This window comes from Terriglobus sp. TAA 43 (assembly GCF_000800015.1).
Taxonomy (GTDB): Bacteria; Acidobacteriota; Terriglobia; order Terriglobales; family Acidobacteriaceae; genus Terriglobus.
Map to the genome: position 1 here is coordinate 168,946 of NZ_JUGR01000003.1, position 21,852 is coordinate 190,797.

Consider the following 21,852-nt stretch of genomic DNA (forward strand, 5'->3'; position numbering starts at 1 on the left):
CGCAGTGGCAACCGCCGTATAACTCATGATCGGGGCATGCGGAGGCCAGATGATCGTCTCTTTTCGTCCCCATTGGGTTGCCATGGCCTAGTCCTTTCCTGTCGATTGCGTGTATTGCCGCATGACCTCTTGGGCCGCTTTGTACTTCTCTTTGCGCACCATCGTCATGGCCTCTGCGATCCACGCCTGCGTCACTTTTTCACCGAGAACAAGTGGCTTCAATAGGTTGACAAGAAGCATCCGAGTCGCCACCAGTTCCGTGAAGACCGCATCGCCGGTTGCTCTGCGAGCCTCGCGTAATAGGACATCCCGAGCCCACTCGCTCAGAGCTTTACCTTCACGACGTGCTGCTTGCTCCAACTCTTCGTGTTCTGGGCGTGTCACGCGCGCTTGAGCCACATGCTGTCGAGGAGGGCGCCCTTTCGAGCGAGAGAGACGATCTTCCATCTCTCGGATTGCAGGAGTATCGAGTGCGCTCATGCTCACCTCATTGCGAATGCAATCGCATACACAGTGAATGCAATTGCATACGTACGATTGCCAAGTCGTTGTGGCGATTGGCGTAGACAATTGCATACGCGCGTTGCGCGAAACACGACCATCCGAGGGATGGAGTGTCAACCTTTTTCCGGTGCGCAGCACCGCGATCGCTTTGCCACGAATGTTGAAGCGGGATCATGCTTTCGATCCCGCCACCGATGCAGTTGTTTGAGTAGGCGGAGATGTTGAGGAAGTCGGCCTACGAACAGCCGGTTCCGTGACATCGTTTACGGCTGGCTTACGGATGCGTAGTGTCGGTTTTATATTCTGCGCATCCGGTGACTTCAGGAACTCCTGGAAGTCACGGTCTTTGGTGAAGACGTAAGACAGCGCTTGTTCCACGACATCATCAGCAGAAGCACGGATGAAAGCTGCATACTGATCGACTTGTGTTGCAGTGGAGTCCGTCAACCGAATCGAAGCGCTGATCAGGCGGGTTTGAACGACTTCAAGCAATGGCATCTGAGTTCCCTCCTCTTCTGATCTTTTGTGGAGCAATTACAAGGTTCTAACGGCCGACAGAGTCCGGCTGGCTGCCGGACTCTGCGGGTTGGATGATGGAGCCTATGCGGCCTCTTCTTCGGGAGACTCTTCGTTGTCTTCCGCTGATCTCTTCGCTGCGCGATCCAGCTTGAGAATTGAGTCCACCCGAATCTCCCAGATGGTCTGCTCTGAGTTCGTCTTCGTGCTCTCGTACTTGCGGCTGCGCAATTCGCCTTCAAGGAGGACGTGGGCGCCTTTCTTCAGCGTGGCGGCGAACTCTCCGAGCTTGCCGAAGACAACGCAACGATGCCATTCGGTGTGCTCGATGTATTTGCCGTCCTTCTTGTAAGAGCTCTTGGTTGCCAGAGAAAGATTGGTAAGGCTGCGCTCGTTGTTGCTGCGAACTTCTGCATCGTTGCCAAGGAAGCCGATGAGGGTGACTTTGTTTGAGTACATGATGGTGATCTCCGTTTCGTGTTGATTCCCGTAACCTGCTCGGGTCACCCTTCGCGAAGCGAGCGAGAGGGCCCGGCTCCCAAGTGCCAAGGAGTGCTTTCTTGGCGGGGCCCGGAAGAAGTTTGAGCAGCGTTCTTTGCTGCGGCCTTCAAACATCTTTTGGGAGGAACCGAGACCCCGAAGGGGCGACGCAGGAGAAGCAGAACGACGCCGAGCCGCAGGGCGCCGGTTTGGCCCCGAAGCGTGAACCCGAACAGAAGACGGGATACGGGACGGAAGGAACTCCAATGCATCAAAGTCGCCTAACCGATTCCTGGCGTGCAGAACTCCAGCAATAGCAGTCGAGCTATTCACGGCAACCAACCTGCGTGAAGACGGCCTCGAGTCCCCGTGGTGCCGTGTCCGGTAGGCCGAGTCTGCCATGTTGAGCGCATTCCAAAACGGGTTGGGGCGTGCAGTTACCAGAGCCGCTGGGAAGAGCATCGGAGTGACCTCAGATTGTGGGTTACGAAACTCGCGCTAAATCGCGGGGCTATGCTTCGGAAGCACGATAGACCTCCTCGGTGAGGAAGCGCTGCTCCGCGTGACTGTAGCCGGAGACAGCTATGAGTTCCCGGACGCGTCGGCGGCCCTTGTGATCGCGCTCACAATGCAACACAAAGTCCACAGCTTTTCCGGTCTGGGACCGGACAAACGCCTGGTCCAAATTGGTCCTCGCACTCAGGGCCATGTCTGCCAACCGATCAAGAGCATCCGATGCCGAATCAGCATGCAGTGTGGACAGCGTTCCTCCGTGGCCGGTGTTCATGGCTTGCAGCAGGTCGTAGCCACACTCATCGCGAATCTCTCCTATGATGATTCGATCTGGACGATGGCGAAGTGCAGCGGCGACAAGCTGGCTCGGTGTGATGGCAACTTGCCCGGGAATCGCGGCCACGGCCTCCCAACGAACAGCGTTGGGATGGGCGATCTTCAACTCTGCTGGTTGTTCGATGACCACGAGACGTTCTTGCACTGGAATGTGGTCGAGAAGTGCTTTCATCAACGTGGACTTTCCGGATCCCGTTCCACCACTGATGATGCCGTTCTTGCGCTTGAGAATGAGGCTCACGACATCGTCGCGCATCCGCGAAGACATGGTCCCTGCTGCGACGAGTTCATCACTCGAGAACCAACGATTGAATTTACGAACCGTTAGAGTTGGCCCGTAGATCGAAGAAGGCGAGCCAACGACGGCGACACGCGAGCCGTCTGGCAAGCGCGTGTTGAGGATGGGATTCTGTGTCGTCAGATCCTGACCCAGGATCCGGGCGACGCGCTCGATCGCCGCTTGCAGGCGATCATTCGTGTAAGGCGTAGAAAGTGGAATGTGCTCGATGACGCCATCGCGATCCACGAAGATTCCGGAGGTTCCATTGATCATTAAATCCGAGATCGAGGTGTCCATGAGAAGAGCGCGCAACTCTTCTGGAAAGAACGGGAGTATGAGTTCAAAGCTCATCGGACAACTCCTGCCATCGCTGGAGCATTAAGAGGACGACTTGTAGCAACACCATCCTGTGTCGCAACCTCTACCGAGACACGGTTCTCATGAAACTCCGTGATCGTTAAGCCCAGAGGATTGATGAACTCATACTGCGGATAAATTCGGGCCTGATCGTTCACCTGTTTCGGATTCAGGTAATAGGTCACAGACAGCAACCAATGCTCGGTACGCGGCTGGTGAGAGTGTTCCTCAGAGAAGAGCTTGTCCAAGTTCACAAGCGCAGTTCCATGCGCGATACGCGTTTCTTGCACCATTTCTTCCGCCATGGAGGTAATCGTGACATTGCGTACCTGGACCTCGCTCGACTCCACCTGGCCGCCGACCACCTGAGAGACAAGATGATTCTGGTTGTCCGCGGCCATGAGCTGCGCTGCAAGTACTTGTGAAAGGAAGTAGTAGTTAAGCGGATATTTCTTGGCGATCGTCTCGTGATTGACTGTATAGCGATAGTTCACCCAATCGGTGAGATACGTCCGCACCTCCCCTTCGCGTGGGCTGTAGTTGAGATCGGCGTATTGGATCGCTTGGGCTCGTCCCATCTCATCGATACGGATGTATCGATTGGCGATGGGACGACGAGCGAGCGAGAGATTTAACCACAAGGAAACGCATAGGAGAACTGTCCCAGAACCGATGATCAGACGGTAGGCTCTACGCTCCGCATAGTGCGAGGAGTACACCTCGTTCCCGATTTGGTCGACAAGGAGTGACTGCTCAGGCGTTAGCGCGGGCTCAGCGGACAGTGTGCGTGTGGACATGGTGCTGTTCACTCCTTTCCGAGAGGGCATGCAAAACGACATAGGCATAAATCATTCCTAAAACCAATAAAGTGACGAAAACACTGGCCAATAGGAGTGTGAACCAGCGAGGCCAACGTAGCCTGTCGCCACTGACGACTGCTAGCCAAAACCATCTCCGCATCAAGCACCTCCACCGCTCTTCGCAAGCAACACTGCGCCGCCGCCCACAGCATTGGCAGCGGAGGAAGCCATACCTGCCGCTCCGCCAAAAACGGCCTGCGTCATGCTCGGAATGAATAGCATATTGATGATGAACGCAATGAAAACCATCAAGCAGGGGACCAGATTCGCGATCCACATCTCCATCGAATAGTTACCGTTGAAGGTCTGCTGGAGGAATGCATTCATGAACCCAGCCCAGACAAAGATGAAGGCAGCAGCCACAGCGCGAATCATCGCGAAACTGATAAGTACATCAAGGAAGTGGAAGAACTTGGACTTGAAGTTCTGCGTCATCAGCAGCGGTACAAATACAGGTCCAAACAAAGCGGTGACGCCATAGAGAATGAAGGCGCTGCAGTTAATGACGAAGAGAATCGCGGAAGCAAGTCCTAGCATGAGCTGAACCAGCACGTAGCAGAGGATCTGCACCGGAGCAGTCAGAGAAGGCATTGCGGTTCCGTCACCGGCTGTCTTCAAGAGCTGCAGGAGGTTATCGAGCGAGTTCTGATCGAAGGCCGCAACCATCGCTTGTGCAATGTAACTGAAGAAGTGATTGATGCCGAAGCTGGCACCGGGAAAAGGATTCACCCAATAGCTCAACAAGAGACTGCACACAATCAACCTAAGAAGGAAGTGGGTAAGATCGCCCGCTCGAACAGGGTGATGGTGCAAGCGGAAGGTCATGGTGCTGGTATTCCAGTTGATAACCATGCTCACGAGGGTGAAGAGAGCGATGCAACTCAGCTCTGTCCAGCCAAGCTGAGTCAATGCGCCGCCGTTCTGAGTCGTAAGGTTGGTCAGGTTGTTTGTGAACTGGTAGAGCCAGTCCATGCCCGATGACGTAGACGGTAGTACCTGCGCGAGAACAATGGTGACGCTCATCCAATCTCTCCCGACTCCACTAGGGCAGGTAAGCCTGCCACGTATTGCTCTCGCTCGTGGCGTTCATGTTGTGCGTCGAGTGCTGTGACTGGACGAAGACGGCAGTATTGAGGTCGGTCGCGGCAGCGTTCCGCTGTTGCATGTTGGCAACCGCCGTCTGCGAAGCGAGACAGGCCTGCATCGTCCCCTGCGCCTGCATCTCGGCCATCTTCTGCGCCTCGGCTGCATTGAGGAGGTTGAGTTGCTGCACCTCGCTGTTGGTCGCATCAGAGGAGTCCAATTCGTTCGCAGTGAGATCGCTTGCGGCTGTCGCGTTCAGTGTGCGGGAGGATCGATACTGACCAACAGCGGTGATGCAGTCCGGCGAAACCGCGTCTGACATTTCAATCATGGCGAGTTCTGCCATTTGAGGATTTCCAGGCGTCTGGTTGCTCAGATACGAAGAGAGATCAGAACTGACGAGTACAGTTGCCGCGCTCCAGCCCGCCGACGATGCGGACGGCGAGTTGTTGTTCAGCGCCGTGGTCAAGCCATTCGTCTCGCCAAACATGCTCTTGACGTTGACGTTTTCCATCGCGTGTAGCGTCGTTTCCCACTGTTGTTTGATCGAAAAATGCTCGATGTTGTTCTTGAGCATGGTGTACTGCGTCTTCAGCGTGGTGAGTTGTGAGACGAGGCTTCCATAGCTAGTGGGATCGAAAACAATATCTCCGAATCCAAAGAGCGCAAAGCTTGGGGTCGCCGTGAACAAGAACAGACTGGCTCCGAGAAACCATCTGCAGCGGATATTCGATTGGATCTGCATAGAATCTCCTTTGACTAGAGCGTGGGGTCAACGCGATGCTCTGCGTACGACGGGATGAGGATGTCGCGGCCGATATACACACGAGCGCGCGATCCTTCTTTAAAGGTGATGACGGGAAGTCGGTTTAGGAAATGGTTTAAGACCTGTTGCCCTTCCGCTGCGGTTTGCGCGGAGATACCGTTGCGAACTTGCGCTGATGGATCGAGGACAGTTCCACTATTGCCGATCTGTGCGAGGCCCCCCAGACCGCCGATGGCTGCAGCCGCGCCAAAGGCCAGCAGGTAGCCGTGGTCAATTTTTGTAGCAACGCCTGTTGTACCGATCGGATCGAGGCCAACATACTTGTCGAAATCAAGGGAGAAACCGTCAGGACATACGGCCCGATGAAAGGTAACGAACATCTTCCGTTGCTGCGTGTTCCCCACGCTTTGTACCGAACCAATCAGGCGTGTCCCTTGCGGCATCAGGAGTTGTAGGTGGTCGTGCGAGTAGTAGTCCGTAGTGAGCATGACCAGAATCGGGCCTGAGAATCCGCCATCGATGTGGTTCGTGACCACACCTTCGAGGACCGTGCCCTCGAAGACTCGGTAGAGACGCCCTTGGTACTGATCGAATGAATACGATCCCATCGGTTCGGACGTATCGGACTTGACCGGCTGGACCGCCATCGGATCGACCGAAGCGGGTCTAGGTAGAGTCTCTTCAGCATTCGTTGTCGTCACGGTAGGCTGTTGCTCCGACAGAACAACTACGGGATTGCTCCCACCATGAGAGAAGTCGATGGCTACGGTGTCGCTGTTCAATGCATCCCGCTCCTGCTTTTCGTGAGCGAGGCGCTTTTGTTTCGCCTCGGCCTGCGTTTCCGAGACATTCGAGGTACGCTGTGGTGCGTTGGAACTTCCTCCATAGATCGAATCTCGCTGTGCGGCAGTCATTGGAGGAGTAGTATTCGACTCCGGACTGGGAACGGCCTGCTCCTCCTGGAGTCGCTGGAAAGCCTGTGCGAGCGCCTGCTGCCGTTGTTGCTCTTCAGCATCGTGCCGCGCCTGCATCTTCTGTTGCGTTTCAAAGCTAGCGACCTGTTGCGCGTTGGACGTCGTCGGACTCATGGTCAGCGCGCTGGCCGGAACAGACTTTTTATTGCCTTTCAGTAGGCTGGAAAGATTGGCAATACCGATCAAGGCAACAATCACCACCAGGGCGAGGATCACAGGCATGCCCTTCCTGAGAGGCGGCTTGGACTCTGGTTGCTCTGGGACGGTAGCAGGAGCACCGTTGTTGTCGAGTTCCGGCATGGCTACCTTCCCTCCCCCGTGCGATGAAAGTCGACGCGCTGTTTGCCAATCGCCAGGTAGCCGTCGTCGATCTGTTTGGGGATCGTGTAGAGGCCACTCGCGAAGTCGAAGTTGATGAGCGAAGGCTTCTTGTCTTTCACCTCGTAAAGCGCCGGCGTCTCCTGAAACTGGCCGCGCAGATAGGTGAACCTCTCATCACGCCAAATCTGTTGCAGGCCGAGTTCCTTCCCTTTCTTCTCATCCCAGGTAAAGTCGAAGTGCAGCGAACGCGGATATTGGCTACGGTAGGTTTCTTCCTTGGCCTCTTCGGCCCTGACTGCAGTGACTTGAGCAGCCCGTGCGGCAGCAATCTCCAACCTGGCTCTATCGAGCTCTGCCGCGGGCACAAACACTGGCAACTGGGTTAGCTTGTCTCTGGCCGCTCGTTCGCCAGGCTCTATAAGGACTTTCGAATCGTAATGGCTGTCCCCTTCACCGGAGACCTCTCGCAACTGCAATGTGTACTCGTTGCCATGATCGGAGACGATATGAATATCCGTCGTTGCATTCGGCGTCTTTGGTTTCACACTGATGAAACGTGAAGCAACGTGTCCTCCATCAAAGGCCCAGTCCACCGTGTCCCCAGCAAAGACATTCGCTACCTTCTCTTCGGCCGGCAACACAATCAATGTCGATTGCAGCAAGCCTGCACGGATCGTGGGTGGAGTCTGCGACTCCAGAACAGTGACCGTGCGCGATGCGTTGGGCTGAAGCAGCTGCCCGGGTTCTGTCGCGCGCACGGAGACTGAGGCAAGAGCGAGGTTCAAGGCGACGGCGATAGGAATGAGCGGCTTCATGCTTCCAGTCCTTTCTCAAATGGCGACACTGTTTCACCCACAGCAAAGCGGGCGATGCCCTCGGTGAGTCCGTATTTTGCGATGAGGTTTGATCTTCGCACTCGGTCTTTCGGTTTGGTGGAGAACGCCGCATAACTCCGACTGTCAAGGTTCAAGCGAATCACTTTCGTGAGTCCGTCGCGGCGTATATAAAGCGCCTCACGATCCTGCAGGCTCTCAAATAGCGACAGCTGTTGCTCGTTCATTTTGAAGAGCTCGGCGTATCGCTTGCGATTGAACGTGGCATCCCGAAGAAATAGGAAAGACGTGCACGAGTTGACGATGCTGTCGGCATTCGCGCCCAGATCTTCTACCGATTGGCCGATCATCGTGACGCCACCCAGATTCTTACGAACGGTCTTAATCGAAGCCAGCGCTGCTTCGAGAAGTTGGCGGTTCTTCATCGAAGAGAAGATCTCTTCAATGAGGATGTGTTTCGGGACACCGAGATTATCAGGGTTGAAGAGAACATCGTTGATGCATCGCAGTAACCAGACCATCAGCGGCTCGATCAGGTCGGCATATTGCGCATTGTTCACACCCTGGAAGTCGAAGCATTGGATACGAGATAACCAGAGACTGTCCTCCACGTTGTCGAAGATCGCGCTGTAGACACCACGGCCCACCCACTTGGACAGGTAGCGGTCTAGTTTCTTGGGCAGATAGAGATTCGACAGACGGCGGTTCGATGGATCCAGGAGATACATGTCCCGCACGGCTTTGTGGATCACGTCATCGTCTTCTGGCTCTAACGCGGCGCCACCGTTGCTGAGGAGTAACTTGATGAAGCTGTAAAGGAACTGGATGTTGCTCTCGGTTGGCTCGAGTGTGAATGGGTTCACACGAGGACCATCTTTGGCGATTCGGTCGACACGACCGCCGTAGAGTTCGACCACACTCTCATAGCTGCCGCCGATGTCGAAGATGTAGGTGAAGCCACCGTACTTCTGTTCGTGCGCGATCGTGAGATTGCCCGTCACTGACTTGCCGCTGCCAGTGGGCCCGAGTATGAGTTGCACGCGAACGCCATCTACATACGCGTCCTGAAAGAACGGCGTCCCTGTCCGTGTTTCGAAGACGTTCAGATACTCGGCATCGAGATCCTCGGAATGCGCATGCCCCAGGCTCGGTGCGAAAATGGAGGACAATCGTGCGTGATGGTCTTCACCAAGCCACAGAGGGAAGACATTGAATTTCCCATTGCCCGGAAACATCGCGTAGAACGCGGAGAGATTCCCTAAGGTCTCTTCCATGATTTGCGCGCGGGCTTCGACGAAGACACGATGCACCGATGGAGAGATAGCGTGCAACTGGCTAAGGCTGCGCGTAGCGACAAGCAGCCTCACAGAATATTCTCCCTGGGCTTTCTTATCCAAAGAACGAATCACTTCACCCAGATCATCGACGGCGACGTTCGCGGCCTTCGCCCCGGCTCCTGTGTCAAGCGAGGCTGTGTCTCTGCCGGCCATCACGCGAGACAACACGCCCACTTTGAAGAAGCTGATGAACTTCTCCTGTTGGTCAATCTCATGGCGGGCAGTCGCCGAAGACTTCGGCCGCCAGGTCGAACAAAGGATGCTGTCACAGTCGAGTCCTAGCAGGCTCGAGAACAGGCAGGGTCGTGAGGCTTCGGGTGTGGTTTTCAGCGAATACATCTGCACGAAGCGCTTCCCAACGCGCAGGTGATCGTTCTCCCAGGAAACGGCACTCTGTACGATGTTCCGATCAACTCCGAGACCGGATGTGAGTTGTGATGGTTCAGCCCAATCTTCAAGGTTGAAGAGATAGCTGAAAAACTGGAACGCCTGTTGTTTGTCGAGCCCACACAGTCCAATCAGGCTGGTGAGATTGCCAACAAGGAGGCTCGCGGATTTTTCGAGCTCAACCAGCATGCGAGAAGTGACTTCGGCATGTTCCGGTGGCTTGTGCTTGAAAGATCCCGCCGTAGGTGGCTCCAATGTCAGGCACCAGTGCAGGTCGATACGACGGAAGCTTGCTGACGTCTCGAGGAAATGGAGACGGTCATCTACGAAGGCCTGTGTGACGGGATTGCCATAGGTTTTCTGTCGCGGGAGAGCGAACCCAGAACGCACACGCGTGTATTGGTAGAGGCAGGCGCCATCCGGTAGGCCACGTAACGCGCCCTCGATCATGCGGAGATGAGAATCCAGCTCTTGATCTGTCAGTCCTTCTTCGTCCAGTCCGGACAGGGAGAAGAGACATCCGTAGCCACCACTCTTCAATGCGAAGATGTGGTCGTTCACGAAGCGTGCAATCGGAACGATGCTGCACGCCGCGCCCGCTTTCGCGAACCATGGAACCGATCGGATCTGCTCAGTGTTTGCGCGGGTCATAGTAGCTCTTTTGGTTGAGGCTGAGTCCCCAAAGCTGAAACATCTTCGGGTGTTTGCGGATGATGAGCCATGCAGCGATTGCCAACGTGGGAAATGCCATCATGGCCAGCAGACGAAGCCCAACGAGGAAAACCGTAATGCAGACGAATACGATCGCCATCCATGCCGTGAGGTCCAGACCGAGTTTGGCTCGCGGACGGTTCAATGCCTGATTGATTGCTTGCGGCTCTCCTCGACGGGACATCGCAGATGTACCTCCTACATCTGCTGCCCGGTGAGCGAGCCAATCCAACCAGCTCCCCAGCCGAGCACACCGGCGCCAAAGAGCGCACCAAAGAGACCAGGAATTGCATCTTGAAATCGTCCAGACATCATGCGAATGCCGGCGAATATCAAGCCCCCCAAACAGATAACTGCCCCGGCATACATGGCAAACGTTTTGAACGTTCCCATCAAGGTCTGTGCGCCGGAGAAATCCATCGTTCCTTGTGCGTGTGCGATTCCGGCACATCCGGAAGCAACGAGAAGGGGTAAAAGAGTGCGGTAACACTCACGAAGGTTCCTCAACATACGTTGTCTAAAGCGGTGTGAGTGAAGGAAACGAACGATACGAAGTCTGTGATTCATAGGCACCTCCATCGACTCCATGCAGTCGAGATATGCCTGAAGATTAGGAAGAGCTGGACATGCCGTCCAATACGTCTTTGCTATCGGGGGATAGCTGCTTCGTATCGGTCATGCGCATTTGCCGCGCTTCCCTTCCATTGCATCGAGGAGATTCAGCTGTGTGGAAACAGTCTTTTCCGGTTGCGGAAGCCGCCGCATTGCGGTCGATGTTGCATGACCATTTGAGACCCGACTCGGAGAGCCTTGCACTCTCGATAGGCCCAGGTTTCTCTTCAATCTCTTGACGAGTAACGGCAACGACTTGGAATGCGTATCGCGGCGATAGATAATGGCCATGTCAACCGTCCACGAGACTCCCGCAACCGGACGCGTGGTGAGCACATCGTCGAGAGTTGTTCCTTCTCGCAGTAGGGCGATGCCATATCCCTCTCGTACAAGAGACTGCAACTCGGATGGATGCGTAGCACACGAGTACTCTCTGATCTGGATACCGGCATCCGTGAAGAGTTCCAGCAAACGTTCATGCGCCTCCGGATGTCGATCGGGATGGAACAGGACCGACAGCCGTTCCTGAAGATCGTGCGGTTTAATCGCCAGCTTTATTGCCAATGGATCGTCGCGTCGAAGACAACACACCAACCGGTCACTTCGCAATAGCTCAACTCGGAGGTCAGGATGCTCAATGGGCAGCGTAACCAGTGCGGCGTCCAGACTTCTCTCCAGCACTTCCTTGCCGAGTTGCACGGTATCGCCGTGACTGAGACGGATCTGACAAGCGGGAGCAATCTCTTTCTGCAGAGCACACAAGTCACGAAACAAGATCGGATCGGCAAGCGAGGTGTATCCCAGATGCAAGGAACCGAGTTCACCGCGTTCGAGCGCCATCAGAGTATCAATCACCTCTTGCCTCGTCTCAAGGAGAAAGCGAGCGAGGGTCATGAACGCCATACCGGTTTCTGTAATGCGGATGCGGCCGCTCTTCGTCTTTCGATAGAGGCGAATCGATGCATTCTCTTGAAACTGTCGCGCCTGCACACTGAGGTTTGGTTGTGCCGTGCGAAGATCTTCCGCCGCAGCCCGAAACCCCTGCTTCTCGAGGATTGCGAGAAGGTATCGGAAGTGCCTGAATTCGGCCCAATCGTACATTCGTTCAGTCGTCCCGTTTTAACGTGCGTTGCGCGGTAGGAGAGGCGGAGAACGGACAGATGGCGAACTTGTGGATCTTCTTTGATCGTTACAGAGCGTCGCCGGATTTTACGTATCGGGCGCGACAACGGCCAAATTTACGCGGGCATTTTTCCTCAGGAACGACCATCACCAGATTCGTGCACCAACAAAACCCGAACGGCAGCTGGGAATCTGCATAAATCACAGCCGTTCTAACATCTGGATAGAAGCCGTTCCACACCACAACACCGTAACCAACTCGGTAGTTATCTGCCTATGTACGACAGTCAGAGCCTGTCGAGGACGGAATCAGTCAGGACTGATCACTGGGACGCAAGCTCGGAGGCCTAGCCGCGACTGGAAATACAGTAGCAACACTTGTCGTATTTCCATATTCTTTTGGTAGCTAGCGAGTGGTCCTGGCCGTGGGGTGGGATACCACCGACCTCTCACACATAGCGGATACAAGAACCCGAAATTCGTCGAGCACTTCCTGACCATTTGCGCAACGCTCACGCGTGGAGGCGGACCAATCTTCTGTTAGCCATGAACCCGATCGCTTCGTTCTCGAGAAATGGCAAACGCAGTCCAGAAGTCACGTTTTGTATGTCCCGCTGTCGAACGTTTTCGCGTGAATATTCATCTAAATAGCGTGCGTGCGAGTGATCTTGAAGGATGTAACTCGGCAAGTGGCGTAGACCAACGAATGGAAGCGGGGCTAGACTCACGGTCACACAAGGCGGTTACTCACTGCCAGCGCGATATTGAATTGAAGATCTTTGCATTCGCCGCTGTATGGCGCACAAGAAAACCTTGGAACAGAGCAAGCTAAACGAACGGAGGGGACCATGTCGGACCACTCGGACGAACAAAAGCCGTTAACCGCTATCGAACGCCTAAGCCGTCGTGCGTTCCTCACGCGAGCAGGCGCTGCCGGAGTGGCGACAGCCACAGCCGGTGTTGCGGCACCTCTCGCCGCCGCAGCCGTCGTCGATTCTGTCTCACAGGCAGCGCAAGCGCTCCATGAGAACTCGATTCCCGGAACGGTTCCGATCACGCTTCGAGTGAATGGCCAGATGCACAAGGTGGAGATCGATCCGCGTGCGACGGTGCTCGACACACTACGGGAAACGCTCCATCTGACCGGCACGAAAAAAGGCTGCGACCATGGCCAATGCGGCGCCTGCACGATTCATGTCAACGGCCAGCGTGCCAATAGCTGTCTTCTGTTTGCAGCCATGCAGCAAAACAAAGAGATCACAACGATCGAAGGACTCGGTTCACCAGACAAACTGCATCCATTGCAAGCAGCTTTTGTTGAACACGATGGATATCAGTGTGGGTATTGCACCAGCGGACAAATTATGAGCGCAGCTGCGATGTTGCGTGAATCATGGGGACCTGCCGACAGTGATGTCAAAGAAGCGCTCTCTGGCAATATCTGTCGTTGCGGAGCGTATCCAAACATCGTGGCTGCCGTACAGGCTTGCCGTCGTAATGCTACTGCCTAATTAGGAGCTGAGCATGCACCCATTTGACTTGATCACAGCAGGGTCGGTTCCAGAAGCAGTCAAAGCGCAAGCCTCTTCGTCGACTGCGCAGCAAGGTGCTCCGGTCCGTTTCATTGCGGGAGGCACCAACCTTGTTGACTACATGAAGCTGAACGTCGAGACGCCTCGCCAGCTCGTTGATATCAACAACCTCCCACTCGACACGGTCGAGCCACTCACGGATGGCGGACTCAGAATCGGAGCGCTTGCCCGCAACAGCGTGGTTGCGAATCATGACGCCGTGAAACAGCGGTATCCCGTCCTGTCACAGGCAATTCTCAGCGGTGCGTCGACACAATTGCGCAACATGGCGACGACAGCTGGCAATCTTCTGCAAAAGACGCGGTGTGTGTATTACCGCGATACGGCATTCGGGTGTAACAAACGCGAGCCCGGAACTGGATGTCCAGCCATTGGCGGCCATAATCGGATGCTGGCAATACTCGGCACCAGCGACCAGTGCATTGCGACCAATCCCTCGGATCAGAATGTTGCGCTAACAGCTCTTGAAGCGGTCATCCACATCACGGGTAGCAAAGGCGACAGGACAGTACCGATTACGCAGTTCTATCTCTTGCCAGGCACGACACCAAATCGTGAGACGGTGCTTGAGCCTGGAGATCTGATCACCTATATCTCTCTTCCCGCTCCGATACCTGGGTCGAAGGGTTACTATCTCAAGCTGCGTGATCGCGCCTCCTATGAATTTGCACTCTCCTCGGCGGCGGTCATTTTGAAAACGACGAATGGTCATATCGACTTCATCCGTGTGGCGCTGGGAGGCGTTGGAACAGTCCCATGGCGAAGCCCGGAGGCAGAGCATTTTCTGAGAGGCAAGTCTCCCACGTCGGCGAATTTCCGCGCAGCAGCGGATGCGGCATTACGCGACGCAAAACCACAGTCGCAAAATGGTTTCAAGATCGAGCTAGCGAAACGTTGTTTGACGCATGCGCTGACGCAAGCAGTGGCGCAGGCCTGACGGGAGATGAGCGATGGCACAACATAAAGAACAGCTACCGCAGCAGCAACCGATCACGAAAAGCAGCGTCATCGGTGTTGCCACACCACGTATTGACGGCCCCCTCAAAACCACGGGCAAGGCCATGTACTCTTCAGATCATCATTTCCCTGAACTGGTATATGCGTGGCCCGTCACGGCTACCGTCAGCAGTGGCACGATTCAAGAGATGGACATAGCAGTCGCCGAGAAGATGCCAGGTGTAATCGCGGTCTATTCCCACGAAACCCTGGGGCCTTTGTATCGAACCCCGCCTGCTGCCGGCTTCAGCATGATTGTCGATGAACGACGGCCTCCTTTAGAGGACAAGGTCGTTCGCTACTACGGTCAATACGTAGCGGTAGCGGTAGCGCAGACGGTAGAACAGGCACGGGCAGCTGCCGAAGCTGTCAAAATCCGCTATAACCCAACATCGCTGAGCATCGAAGACAAGCTACTCGGTACCGCTTTGACGACGCCTTCAGCAACTGAAGTAACGAAGCGTGGGAACACTGCCGATGCTCTGAAGAGCAGTCAAGTCATTCACGACGCTGTTTATAAGATCCCCACGGAAACGCACAATCCCATTGAATTGCACGCTTCCGTCGCGGTTTATAAAGACGGCAAGTACACGCTCTATGAAACCTCGCAAGCCGTGGTCAATCATCGCGACGTTATGGCGGCCATGCTTGGAGTACCTCCTGAAAACGTACAGGTCATCACGCGATTCCTGGGGTCCGGTTTTGGTGGAAAGCTCTGGCCGTGGCCGCATGCACTCTTGGCTGCGGCTTGCTCACGCAATTTAGGTCGGCCCGTGAAGCTGGTGGTGTCACGCAGCATGATGTTTCAAAGCGTAGGCCATCGTCCGGCGATCGATCAGCGGATACAACTCGCTGCCGACACCACCGGAAAGATGACGGCGATCCAGCAGGACTATGTGAACCACACCAGTATGCTGGACGACTACGACGAAGGTTGCGGCGAAGCGACTGGCTTCATCTATTCCTGCCCGAACGTTTTGGTCACAGGCGGACTTGCGCGTCGTAATGTCGGGACACCAACCTCGATGCGCGGTCCGGGGGCGGTTCCGGGCCTCTACGCTCTGGAATCAGCGATGGATGAACTCGCGGTCAAACTGAAAATGGACCCCGTTGAGCTTCGGCTTAAGAATGAGCCCGAGAAAGACGAAAGCACGGGTCTACCTTTCTCATCGCGTCACCTAAAAGAGTGCTTAACGACCGGGGCAGAAAAGTTTGGTTGGGCGCGCCGCAATCCAGCCATTGGCTCCATGAAGAATGCCGAAGGCATGACGATCGGCTGGGGTGTAGCTGCTTGCACGTGGATTGCAGCACGAACCGACTCGCAAGCAACAGTTGATCTCTTGGCCGACGGTTCGGCGCGTGTCGTGTGCGGCACACAGGATATTGGCGGTGGAACGTATACGGCCATAGCACAAATCGTCTCGCATGAAACAGGCGTGCCCCTCCATAAAGTGGATGTGGTACTCGGCGACTCCGCTTTGCCTCCGGGCCCGATCAGTGGAGGCTCTTGGGCTACGGCCTCAGTAACTCCTGCGGTATTGGAAGCGGCACAGAAATCGACGGAAGCGGCACTCGCGGTCGCGGTCAAGACTCCCGAATCTCCGTTTCACGGCAAGGACGCCAAGACGTTGGAGTATGCGGAGGGTTTCGTTCGAGTCAAGGATCAGCCGTCTACACAGGTCCCTGTCGCTGCTATCGTTCGGATGGCCAAACTGAAGTCCATTAGTGGAGCCGGCAAGTCTCAGGGCACGCTCGGCGATCCGAATCTCAAATTCTCATTTCATAGTTACGGAGCGCAATTTGCGGAGATTACCTGGCAGCCGGAAATTGCTCGGCTGCGAGTAAGCCGTGTGATGACCGTGATTGATGCAGGACGAATGCTGAACCCAAAGGCGGCGCGGAATCAGATCGAAGGCGCGGTCGTTATGGGCGTTGGCATGGCGATGCTTGAGGCCACCGAATATGATCCGAAGTCTGGTGCACCGATCAACGCGAGCCTTGCTGACTACCTTGTCGCCGTCAGTGCGGATTGCCCGGAGATCGACGTAACATTCCTCGACTATCCCGATTACAACCTCAACCCTCTTGGGGCGCGAGGTGTCGGTGAAATCGGTTTGGCAGGGGTCGCAGCGGCGATCACAAACGCCGTCTATCACGCCACAGGAGTTCGGGTGCGTAATCTTCCAGTTCGCATTGAAGACCTGTTGGGCGTGCATGGGGCGGCTCGACACCAGGCCTAAGTGAACCAGGGAGGGTTGTTTACAACATGAGAGAGCGGCGACAAATCATCGATCGGTGGCAGCGTGGCGATGGCTCCGTTCTCGCGACACTCTTTCATGTCAGTGGATCGAGTTATCGCCAACCCGGAGCCCGCTTGTTGGTGTGTAAGGATGGCTCCTACGAAGGCAGCATCAGTGGTGGATGCCTTGAAGCGGACCTGGTTCGAAAGGCAACTTGGCTCGTTCGAGATGGAGCAGCGATAGAACGTTATTCGACAATCTTCGATGACGCATCCGAGGTTCCATATGGGCTCGGCTGCGGCGGCGTACTTGATGTACTCCTTGAGCCGGTCGATTCAGAGGAAGGGCAAGCCCTACTAAGCGCATTCGAAGACCACATCGGAGGCAAAGAACGTTTGGTGGTTACATGGCTCCCGTCAACGTCAACCACTCTGAAACGAGTCATCGTTGATGGAGGCGGACAAATACTGTTCGCAAGTTCAGGACTTTCACAGGAGGAAGTGCTGAAGGCTCAGCGCAAGAGCTCTGGCTCGACTCGGCTCACAGTCGAAGGCGTTGTCTGCGAACACCTGAAGCCACCTCAACGACTCTTTGTTTTTGGCGCCGGTGACGACGCAAAGCCCCTTGTGACGATGGCCTCACTTCTCGGTTGGAATGTTACGGTGGTCGACGGGCGGACGCACCTCGCGGCTGCTGACCGATTTCCAGAACGACATGTCAGGGTCTCCTCCTCTCGAGAAGAGATCTTGCATGAAGTCAGTGATCATGACGCTGCTGTCATCATGACTCACAGCTTTGAACAAGACCGAGACTGCTTAATCGCCCTTTTGTCGAAACGTCCGAAATATTTGGGCCTTCTCGGCTCGCGTCAACGCAGCTCGCTCCTCATGGGGGACGCAGCGGGTCGACTCGGACTTTCCATTGAAGAATGCTGCCAGGTTGTGAGCGCTCCGGTCGGTCTTGATATCGGCGGTGAAGGACCGGAAGACATCGCACTTGCGATCATCGCCGAGGCTCAGGCAGTCTGCAGTGGCAAGGCGCAAACACGGGAAAAGCTGTCTGCGCATCGCGTGCAGAGCTACCTTGTCGATGTCGACTCTGAACGACAGATCTTCAGTCGATGTGAGCTCAATACGCTATGAAACCGCGTTAGCCCTGAACGTCTATAGCAGTTTCTCTTGATCACAGGAAGGCATCGGGCAAGTGACTAGCAGCTTGCGCGGATGATGTCCTGTGACTTGATAATCTACGTCGGGTCGGATGCAAAGAGATGAGAGCTTCTTAAGCCACGACAAGACGTGCCGAGGGGTACGAATACGGGTACGGCACGTTGATTGACCTGTAATGCCTTTGCTCTCAACGTATGAGAATCCCTGGGGGGCAACCAAGCATCTCTTCTTCCGAGTAAACTCACACGTGGAGTCAGCATGAAGAAGATTGGCTTTCTTTCTTTTGGCCATTGGACGCCTTCCCCACAATCCCAAACGCGCTCCGCTTCGGACGTACTGTTGCAGTCAATCGATCTGGCGGTAGAGGCTGAGCGGATCGGCATGGACGGCGCTTACTTCCGTGTGCATCATTTTGCTCGGCAACTCTCATCGCCTTTCCCTCTTCTTGCTGCGGTCGGAGCACGCACACGCAATATCGAAATCGGCACCGCCGTCATCGACATGCGCTATGAGAATCCGCACTACATGTTCGAAGACGCGAGCGCGGCCGACCTGATTTCCGGCTCACGACTGCAGTTAGGTATCAGCCGCGGATCGCCGGAACAGGTGATTGATGGATGGCGCTACTTCGGCTATCAACCGAAGGAAGGTGAAGACGACGCAGCCATGGGACGACGTCACACCGAAGAGTTTCTAAAACTCCTCAGCGGAGAAGGTTTTGCTCGTCCCAATCCGCGTCCTATGTTCCCCAATCCTCCCGGACTCCTGCGACTGGAACCCTTCTCAGAAACATTGCATGAGCGCATCTGGTGGGGAGCCGCAACAAACGCAACCGCGGTATGGGCGGCGAAACTGGGAATGAATCTGCAGAGCTCAACGCTGAAGTTCGATGAAACAGGCGAGCCTTTCCACATCCAGCAGGCAAAGCAGATTCGCGCTTATCGCGAAGCATGGAAGCAGGCAGGACACACGCACACGCCGCGTGTCTCCGTCAGCCGCAGTATCTTTGCTTTGACTAACGATCTGGATCGCGCCTACTTCGGGCACGACAGCAATTCGCAGGACAAGATCGGCTTTCTCGACGCGTCCACCCGCGCAGTCTTCGGCCGCAGTTACGCAGCCGAACCCCAGAAGCTGGTGGAGCAACTACGACAAGATGAAGCGATTGCAGAGGCCGATACGCTGCTGCTCACCGTGCCGAATCAGCTTGGCGTGGAATACAACGTCCACGTTATGGAATCGATTCTTACGCACGTGGCGCCTGCACTCGGCTGGAGATAGGCGCGCTACTCCTCGCGAAGAACTTCCAAAGGTTTCTGACCAAGTACGCGATAGCTTGCGAGCCATCCCGTCAACACAGTCAGGGCCATGACAGCGATGAGCGAGAGCACGTTGACCAAGCCGAGGAAGTGATACTCCAGATCAAGCCGCGACAACACCACACGAACTGTCAGGTTTGCAAACACTAGTCCCACCAGCCCGGCGACCAAGCCCAACGTTGCAAATTCAATGGAAAAGATCGCTGCAATGCGCGACCGTGTTGCGCCCAGCGTTTTCAACACCACGACTTCGCGCATGCGTCGATAACGCGTGCCTGCGATAGCGCTTGCAAGAATGACGAGTCCCGCGAAAATAGAGAAGCCCGCCAGGAATTGGACAACGAGCGACACCTGCAACAGCACGCTGCGCAATGTCTCCATGGCCTGCGCCACGTTGATGACTGTGACAGTCGGATACTTCGCAAATAACGCGCGCTGTAGCTCACCCACACGCCCTGGATCGGCATGAGCTCCGCCGTAATACACCACCGGCAAACCAGCCAACGCAGACTTCGGCAACAGAAATTCGGAACGCGACCATGCATGCTGACCATCAGACTTGATGATGGCCGTGACTTCCGCGTTGATGGGATGGTCCGGATCACCCGGCGCTCCAAACAGAATGTGAGAGCCAAGCTGCACATGCAGACGCTCTGACATGCGCTGCCCAATCGCCACTTGTGGATGCGAGTCGCCGCTATGCCAAAACGTCCCGCTCACCACCTTCGTCCCCGGCGGCATCTCATCCACCCACGTCAGCGAGATGGATTGCAACAGGCGCTTGGGGAAGTTTTCCAACTTGAGGTCTGAAGCCTTCACGCCATTGACAGCGATGATGCGTGACGCAACCACCGGCAACATCTCCGGCTCACCGTGAACACCAGGTTGTGACTTTAGAAGCGCCGTTACACCTTCTACTTCAGTCGGTGCAACATCGATGAGAAACACATTCGGCAGCGTGGGCCGTGTGGAGAGTTTCAGTTCCTTCACCAGCGCCTGCGAAAGAAAGAAGACACTCCCAATCTGCATCACTCCAAGCCCCACCGCAGCCAGCAGCGCTGCAGAAGGATTACCCGGACGATAGAGATTCGCCAGACCATGCCGTACCACGGGCTGCAGCGAGGAGCGGGTGCTCTTCAAAAATCGCCGCAGCAGCGCGAGTACAACAGACGATGCGATCAACAGCACCACCAGCACGCCTGCAAGCCCAATCGTGAAGACTCGCCCCACAACCTTTGAGTCTGACAACGTTGTCGCAATCAGCGTGATGCCCAGCAGGATCAACGCACCTGCAATCACCTGAGCAAACGACGCTTTGATTCTTGCAAAAAGGTTTGCCGCTGTTCCCTTCTCTTCCACATCATCAACATTGCGTCGCAAAATCAAGATCGGCCGAACGCCGCGGATATCCAACAGGGGCGGCATCGTGAACAGCAACGTCGTAAGCAAACCTGTCGCTAGCCCAGCAACAATGGCAGAAGCAGCAATATGAAGTTCTGGCGTAATGCCAAGCAGCTTCGCCAACAGCAGCGGCAGCACAAGTTGCACGCCAACACCAAGCGCCACACCAACCGCGCCGCCAATCAATCCCAGCAGCACCGTCTGCACCAGGTAAATGCGAAGTACATGCGACGACCGCGCACCCAGCGACTTCATGATTGCGATCGAGTCCATGCGCTCCAGCAGATGCGTACGCATGGCCATGGCAACACCCACAGCGCCCAATACCAAAGCCACCAACGACACCAGCGACAACACACCCGTTGCACGGTCCAGCGCCATAGTGATCGCAGGATTCGTCTCACGGTAATCCGTGATCTGCGCCTCAGGCAGAACACCCTCCAGCGTCGTCTTTAGTTTTGCAACGGCGCGATCATCACGCTTGGGCAACATGAACAGATAACGTTGTCCCGCACGCGATCCCGCAGCCAGCAGATGCGTTTGATCCAGTTGATCCTGCGATAACAGGATGCGTGGCCCCGCTGCAAACGATCCAGAGAGCCTATCCGGCTCACTCAGAACGACTGCCGCAATTCGCAGCGTCGCATCGCCAAGCTGAATGCGGTCGCCTACATGCAGCTTCAAACGAATCAGAAGATCATCGCCAACAGCAACATTCTCGCCACCAATCGCCTGTCGTAACAGCATGGCTGGTTGCAGATCGACTGTGCCATAGAACGGATACTTCGCAGGGTCGATAGCCTTCAACGCCACCAGCAAAGGGTCCAGCGAATGTTCGGCCGTAGCCATCGCCGCCATCTCCGTGACCGGCGTCATCTTTATGCCGTTCGCAGTCAACGCTTCCAGTTGCTTCAGTTGCGCGTCGCTCGGCTGCTGAAACGTGCGTGCCGCAAGATCGCCTGCAAGAATGGATCGTGCACGCACCATCAGCGTTTGACGAAATGCCGTGGAGAATCCGCGAACTCCCGTCAATGCAGCAACACCAATCGCTACCGACAAAATCACGAACAGAAATTTGCCACGCGAGGCACGTAGTTCGCGCGATGCAATACGTGCCGCCGTTGTCCATGAGAGCGCGGCCAC

19 protein-coding genes and 1 pseudogene are annotated in these 21,852 nt (G+C 55.6%); 6 read left to right on the top strand and 14 right to left on the bottom strand.

Features of this window, described 5'->3' with window-relative positions:
* Positions 1 to 87: 87 nt before the first annotated feature.
* From M504_RS18505 to M504_RS18565, 13 genes are all read right to left on the bottom strand, one after another.
* Positions 88 to 480, bottom strand: coding sequence for a hypothetical protein (locus M504_RS18505; protein ID WP_047497101.1), 393 nt, complete (start codon positions 478 to 480; stop codon positions 88 to 90).
* Between the two features lie 195 nt (positions 481 to 675).
* Complete coding sequence (locus tag M504_RS18510; protein WP_047497103.1) at positions 676 to 1,002, bottom strand: hypothetical protein; 327 nt, start codon at positions 1,000 to 1,002, stop codon at positions 676 to 678.
* Between the two features lie 102 nt (positions 1,003 to 1,104).
* Positions 1,105 to 1,479, bottom strand: coding sequence for a single-stranded DNA-binding protein (locus M504_RS18515; protein ID WP_047497105.1), 375 nt, complete (start codon positions 1,477 to 1,479; stop codon positions 1,105 to 1,107).
* Positions 1,480 to 2,011: 532 nt separating this feature from the next.
* Entirely contained in the window at positions 2,012 to 2,980 is a 969-nt protein-coding gene (locus M504_RS18520; RefSeq protein ID WP_047497106.1) for a CpaF family protein, read from the bottom strand.
* On the bottom strand, positions 2,977 to 3,783 hold the full coding sequence (locus M504_RS18525; RefSeq protein WP_052201044.1) for a VirB8/TrbF family protein: 807 nt from the start codon (positions 3,781 to 3,783) through the stop codon (positions 2,977 to 2,979). The genes M504_RS18520 and M504_RS18525 overlap by 4 nt, the downstream gene beginning before the upstream one ends.
* A gap of 162 nt (positions 3,784 to 3,945) precedes the next feature.
* Positions 3,946 to 4,869 (bottom strand): type IV secretion system protein, encoded by a 924-nt coding sequence (locus tag M504_RS18530; protein WP_047497110.1) that lies wholly within the window; start codon positions 4,867 to 4,869, stop codon positions 3,946 to 3,948.
* Positions 4,870 to 4,888: 19 nt separating this feature from the next.
* Positions 4,889 to 5,674 carry a hypothetical protein gene (locus tag M504_RS18535; protein ID WP_047497112.1) on the bottom strand — a complete coding sequence of 262 codons (786 nt, stop codon included), beginning with the start codon at positions 5,672 to 5,674 and terminating at the stop codon, positions 4,889 to 4,891.
* A gap of 14 nt (positions 5,675 to 5,688) precedes the next feature.
* Entirely contained in the window at positions 5,689 to 6,969 is a 1,281-nt protein-coding gene (locus M504_RS18540; protein WP_047497114.1) for a TrbI/VirB10 family protein, read from the bottom strand.
* Positions 6,970 to 6,971: 2 nt separating this feature from the next.
* Complete coding sequence (locus M504_RS18545; protein WP_047497115.1) at positions 6,972 to 7,805, bottom strand: TrbG/VirB9 family P-type conjugative transfer protein; 834 nt, start codon at positions 7,803 to 7,805, stop codon at positions 6,972 to 6,974.
* The gene (locus M504_RS18550) at positions 7,802 to 10,198 is read right to left on the bottom strand and encodes a VirB4 family type IV secretion system protein (protein WP_047497117.1); all 2,397 of its coding nucleotides are present in this window, start codon (positions 10,196 to 10,198) and stop codon (positions 7,802 to 7,804) included. The genes M504_RS18545 and M504_RS18550 overlap by 4 nt, the downstream gene beginning before the upstream one ends.
* Positions 10,179 to 10,442, bottom strand: a complete 264-nt coding sequence (locus M504_RS18555) for a VirB3 family type IV secretion system protein (RefSeq protein ID WP_047497119.1) — start codon at positions 10,440 to 10,442, stop codon at positions 10,179 to 10,181. Before M504_RS18555 ends, M504_RS18550 begins: the two co-directional genes overlap by 20 nt.
* Positions 10,443 to 10,456: 14 nt before the next feature.
* Positions 10,457 to 10,768 carry a hypothetical protein gene (locus M504_RS18560; RefSeq protein WP_232296374.1) on the bottom strand — a complete coding sequence of 104 codons (312 nt, stop codon included), beginning with the start codon at positions 10,766 to 10,768 and terminating at the stop codon, positions 10,457 to 10,459.
* Positions 10,769 to 10,933: 165 nt separating this feature from the next.
* The gene (locus tag M504_RS18565; RefSeq protein ID WP_052201045.1) at positions 10,934 to 11,971 is read right to left on the bottom strand and encodes a LysR family transcriptional regulator; all 1,038 of its coding nucleotides are present in this window, start codon (positions 11,969 to 11,971) and stop codon (positions 10,934 to 10,936) included.
* Between the two features lie 869 nt (positions 11,972 to 12,840).
* On the opposite strand from M504_RS18565, the gene M504_RS18570 reads away from it, so the two are divergent.
* The 6 genes and pseudogenes from M504_RS18570 (at position 12,841) to M504_RS18590 (ending at position 19,270) form a co-directional block, all read left to right on the top strand.
* Complete coding sequence (locus tag M504_RS18570; RefSeq protein WP_047497121.1) at positions 12,841 to 13,503, top strand: (2Fe-2S)-binding protein; 663 nt, start codon at positions 12,841 to 12,843, stop codon at positions 13,501 to 13,503.
* A gap of 13 nt (positions 13,504 to 13,516) precedes the next feature.
* Positions 13,517 to 14,521 (top strand): xanthine dehydrogenase family protein subunit M, encoded by a 1,005-nt coding sequence (locus M504_RS18575; protein WP_047497123.1) that lies wholly within the window; start codon positions 13,517 to 13,519, stop codon positions 14,519 to 14,521.
* Between the two features lie 13 nt (positions 14,522 to 14,534).
* Positions 14,535 to 16,820 (top strand): xanthine dehydrogenase family protein molybdopterin-binding subunit, encoded by a 2,286-nt coding sequence (locus tag M504_RS18580; RefSeq protein WP_052201046.1) that lies wholly within the window; start codon positions 14,535 to 14,537, stop codon positions 16,818 to 16,820.
* A gap of 26 nt (positions 16,821 to 16,846) precedes the next feature.
* A pseudogene (locus M504_RS22570) lies at positions 16,847 to 17,059 on the top strand (XdhC family protein); the annotation flags it as partial.
* Between the two features lie 261 nt (positions 17,060 to 17,320).
* Positions 17,321 to 17,962, top strand: coding sequence for an XdhC family protein (locus M504_RS22575; RefSeq protein ID WP_232296375.1), 642 nt, complete (start codon positions 17,321 to 17,323; stop codon positions 17,960 to 17,962).
* A 285-nt stretch (positions 17,963 to 18,247) separates the two neighbouring features.
* Positions 18,248 to 19,270: an LLM class flavin-dependent oxidoreductase gene (locus M504_RS18590; RefSeq protein ID WP_047497128.1), complete on the top strand. Its 1,023-nt coding sequence runs from the start codon at positions 18,248 to 18,250 to the stop codon at positions 19,268 to 19,270.
* Between the two features lie 5 nt (positions 19,271 to 19,275).
* On the opposite strand, the gene M504_RS18595 is transcribed toward M504_RS18590, so the two are convergent.
* Positions 19,276 to 21,852 (bottom strand): ABC transporter permease, encoded by a 2,577-nt coding sequence (locus tag M504_RS18595; RefSeq protein WP_047497130.1) that lies wholly within the window; start codon positions 21,850 to 21,852, stop codon positions 19,276 to 19,278.

What these genes read in the sequence shown, in the direction of transcription:
- M504_RS18575 (WP_047497123.1), top strand. Translation starts at nt 13,517, where the DNA reads ATGCACCCATTTGACTTGATCACAGCAGGGTCGGTTCCAGAAGCAGTC.
- M504_RS18510 (WP_047497103.1), bottom strand. Translation starts at nt 1,002, where the DNA reads ATGCCATTGCTTGAAGTCGTTCAAACCCGCCTGATCAGCGCTTCGATT.
- M504_RS18550 (WP_047497117.1), bottom strand. Translation starts at nt 10,198, where the DNA reads ATGACCCGCGCAAACACTGAGCAGATCCGATCGGTTCCATGGTTCGCG.
- M504_RS18580 (WP_052201046.1), top strand. Translation starts at nt 14,535, where the DNA reads ATGGCACAACATAAAGAACAGCTACCGCAGCAGCAACCGATCACGAAA.
- M504_RS18570 (WP_047497121.1), top strand. Translation starts at nt 12,841, where the DNA reads ATGTCGGACCACTCGGACGAACAAAAGCCGTTAACCGCTATCGAACGC.
- M504_RS18535 (WP_047497112.1), bottom strand. Translation starts at nt 5,674, where the DNA reads ATGCAGATCCAATCGAATATCCGCTGCAGATGGTTTCTCGGAGCCAGT.
- M504_RS18520 (WP_047497106.1), bottom strand. Translation starts at nt 2,980, where the DNA reads ATGAGCTTTGAACTCATACTCCCGTTCTTTCCAGAAGAGTTGCGCGCT.
- M504_RS18565 (WP_052201045.1), bottom strand. Translation starts at nt 11,971, where the DNA reads ATGTACGATTGGGCCGAATTCAGGCACTTCCGATACCTTCTCGCAATC.
- M504_RS18555 (WP_047497119.1), bottom strand. Translation starts at nt 10,442, where the DNA reads ATGTCCCGTCGAGGAGAGCCGCAAGCAATCAATCAGGCATTGAACCGT.
- M504_RS18505 (WP_047497101.1), bottom strand. Translation starts at nt 480, where the DNA reads ATGAGCGCACTCGATACTCCTGCAATCCGAGAGATGGAAGATCGTCTC.
- M504_RS18530 (WP_047497110.1), bottom strand. Translation starts at nt 4,869, where the DNA reads ATGAGCGTCACCATTGTTCTCGCGCAGGTACTACCGTCTACGTCATCG.
- M504_RS18560 (WP_232296374.1), bottom strand. Translation starts at nt 10,768, where the DNA reads ATGTTGAGGAACCTTCGTGAGTGTTACCGCACTCTTTTACCCCTTCTC.
- M504_RS18590 (WP_047497128.1), top strand. Translation starts at nt 18,248, where the DNA reads ATGAAGAAGATTGGCTTTCTTTCTTTTGGCCATTGGACGCCTTCCCCA.
- M504_RS18540 (WP_047497114.1), bottom strand. Translation starts at nt 6,969, where the DNA reads ATGCCGGAACTCGACAACAACGGTGCTCCTGCTACCGTCCCAGAGCAA.
- M504_RS18525 (WP_052201044.1), bottom strand. Translation starts at nt 3,783, where the DNA reads ATGTCCACACGCACACTGTCCGCTGAGCCCGCGCTAACGCCTGAGCAG.
- M504_RS18515 (WP_047497105.1), bottom strand. Translation starts at nt 1,479, where the DNA reads ATGTACTCAAACAAAGTCACCCTCATCGGCTTCCTTGGCAACGATGCA.
- M504_RS18545 (WP_047497115.1), bottom strand. Translation starts at nt 7,805, where the DNA reads ATGAAGCCGCTCATTCCTATCGCCGTCGCCTTGAACCTCGCTCTTGCC.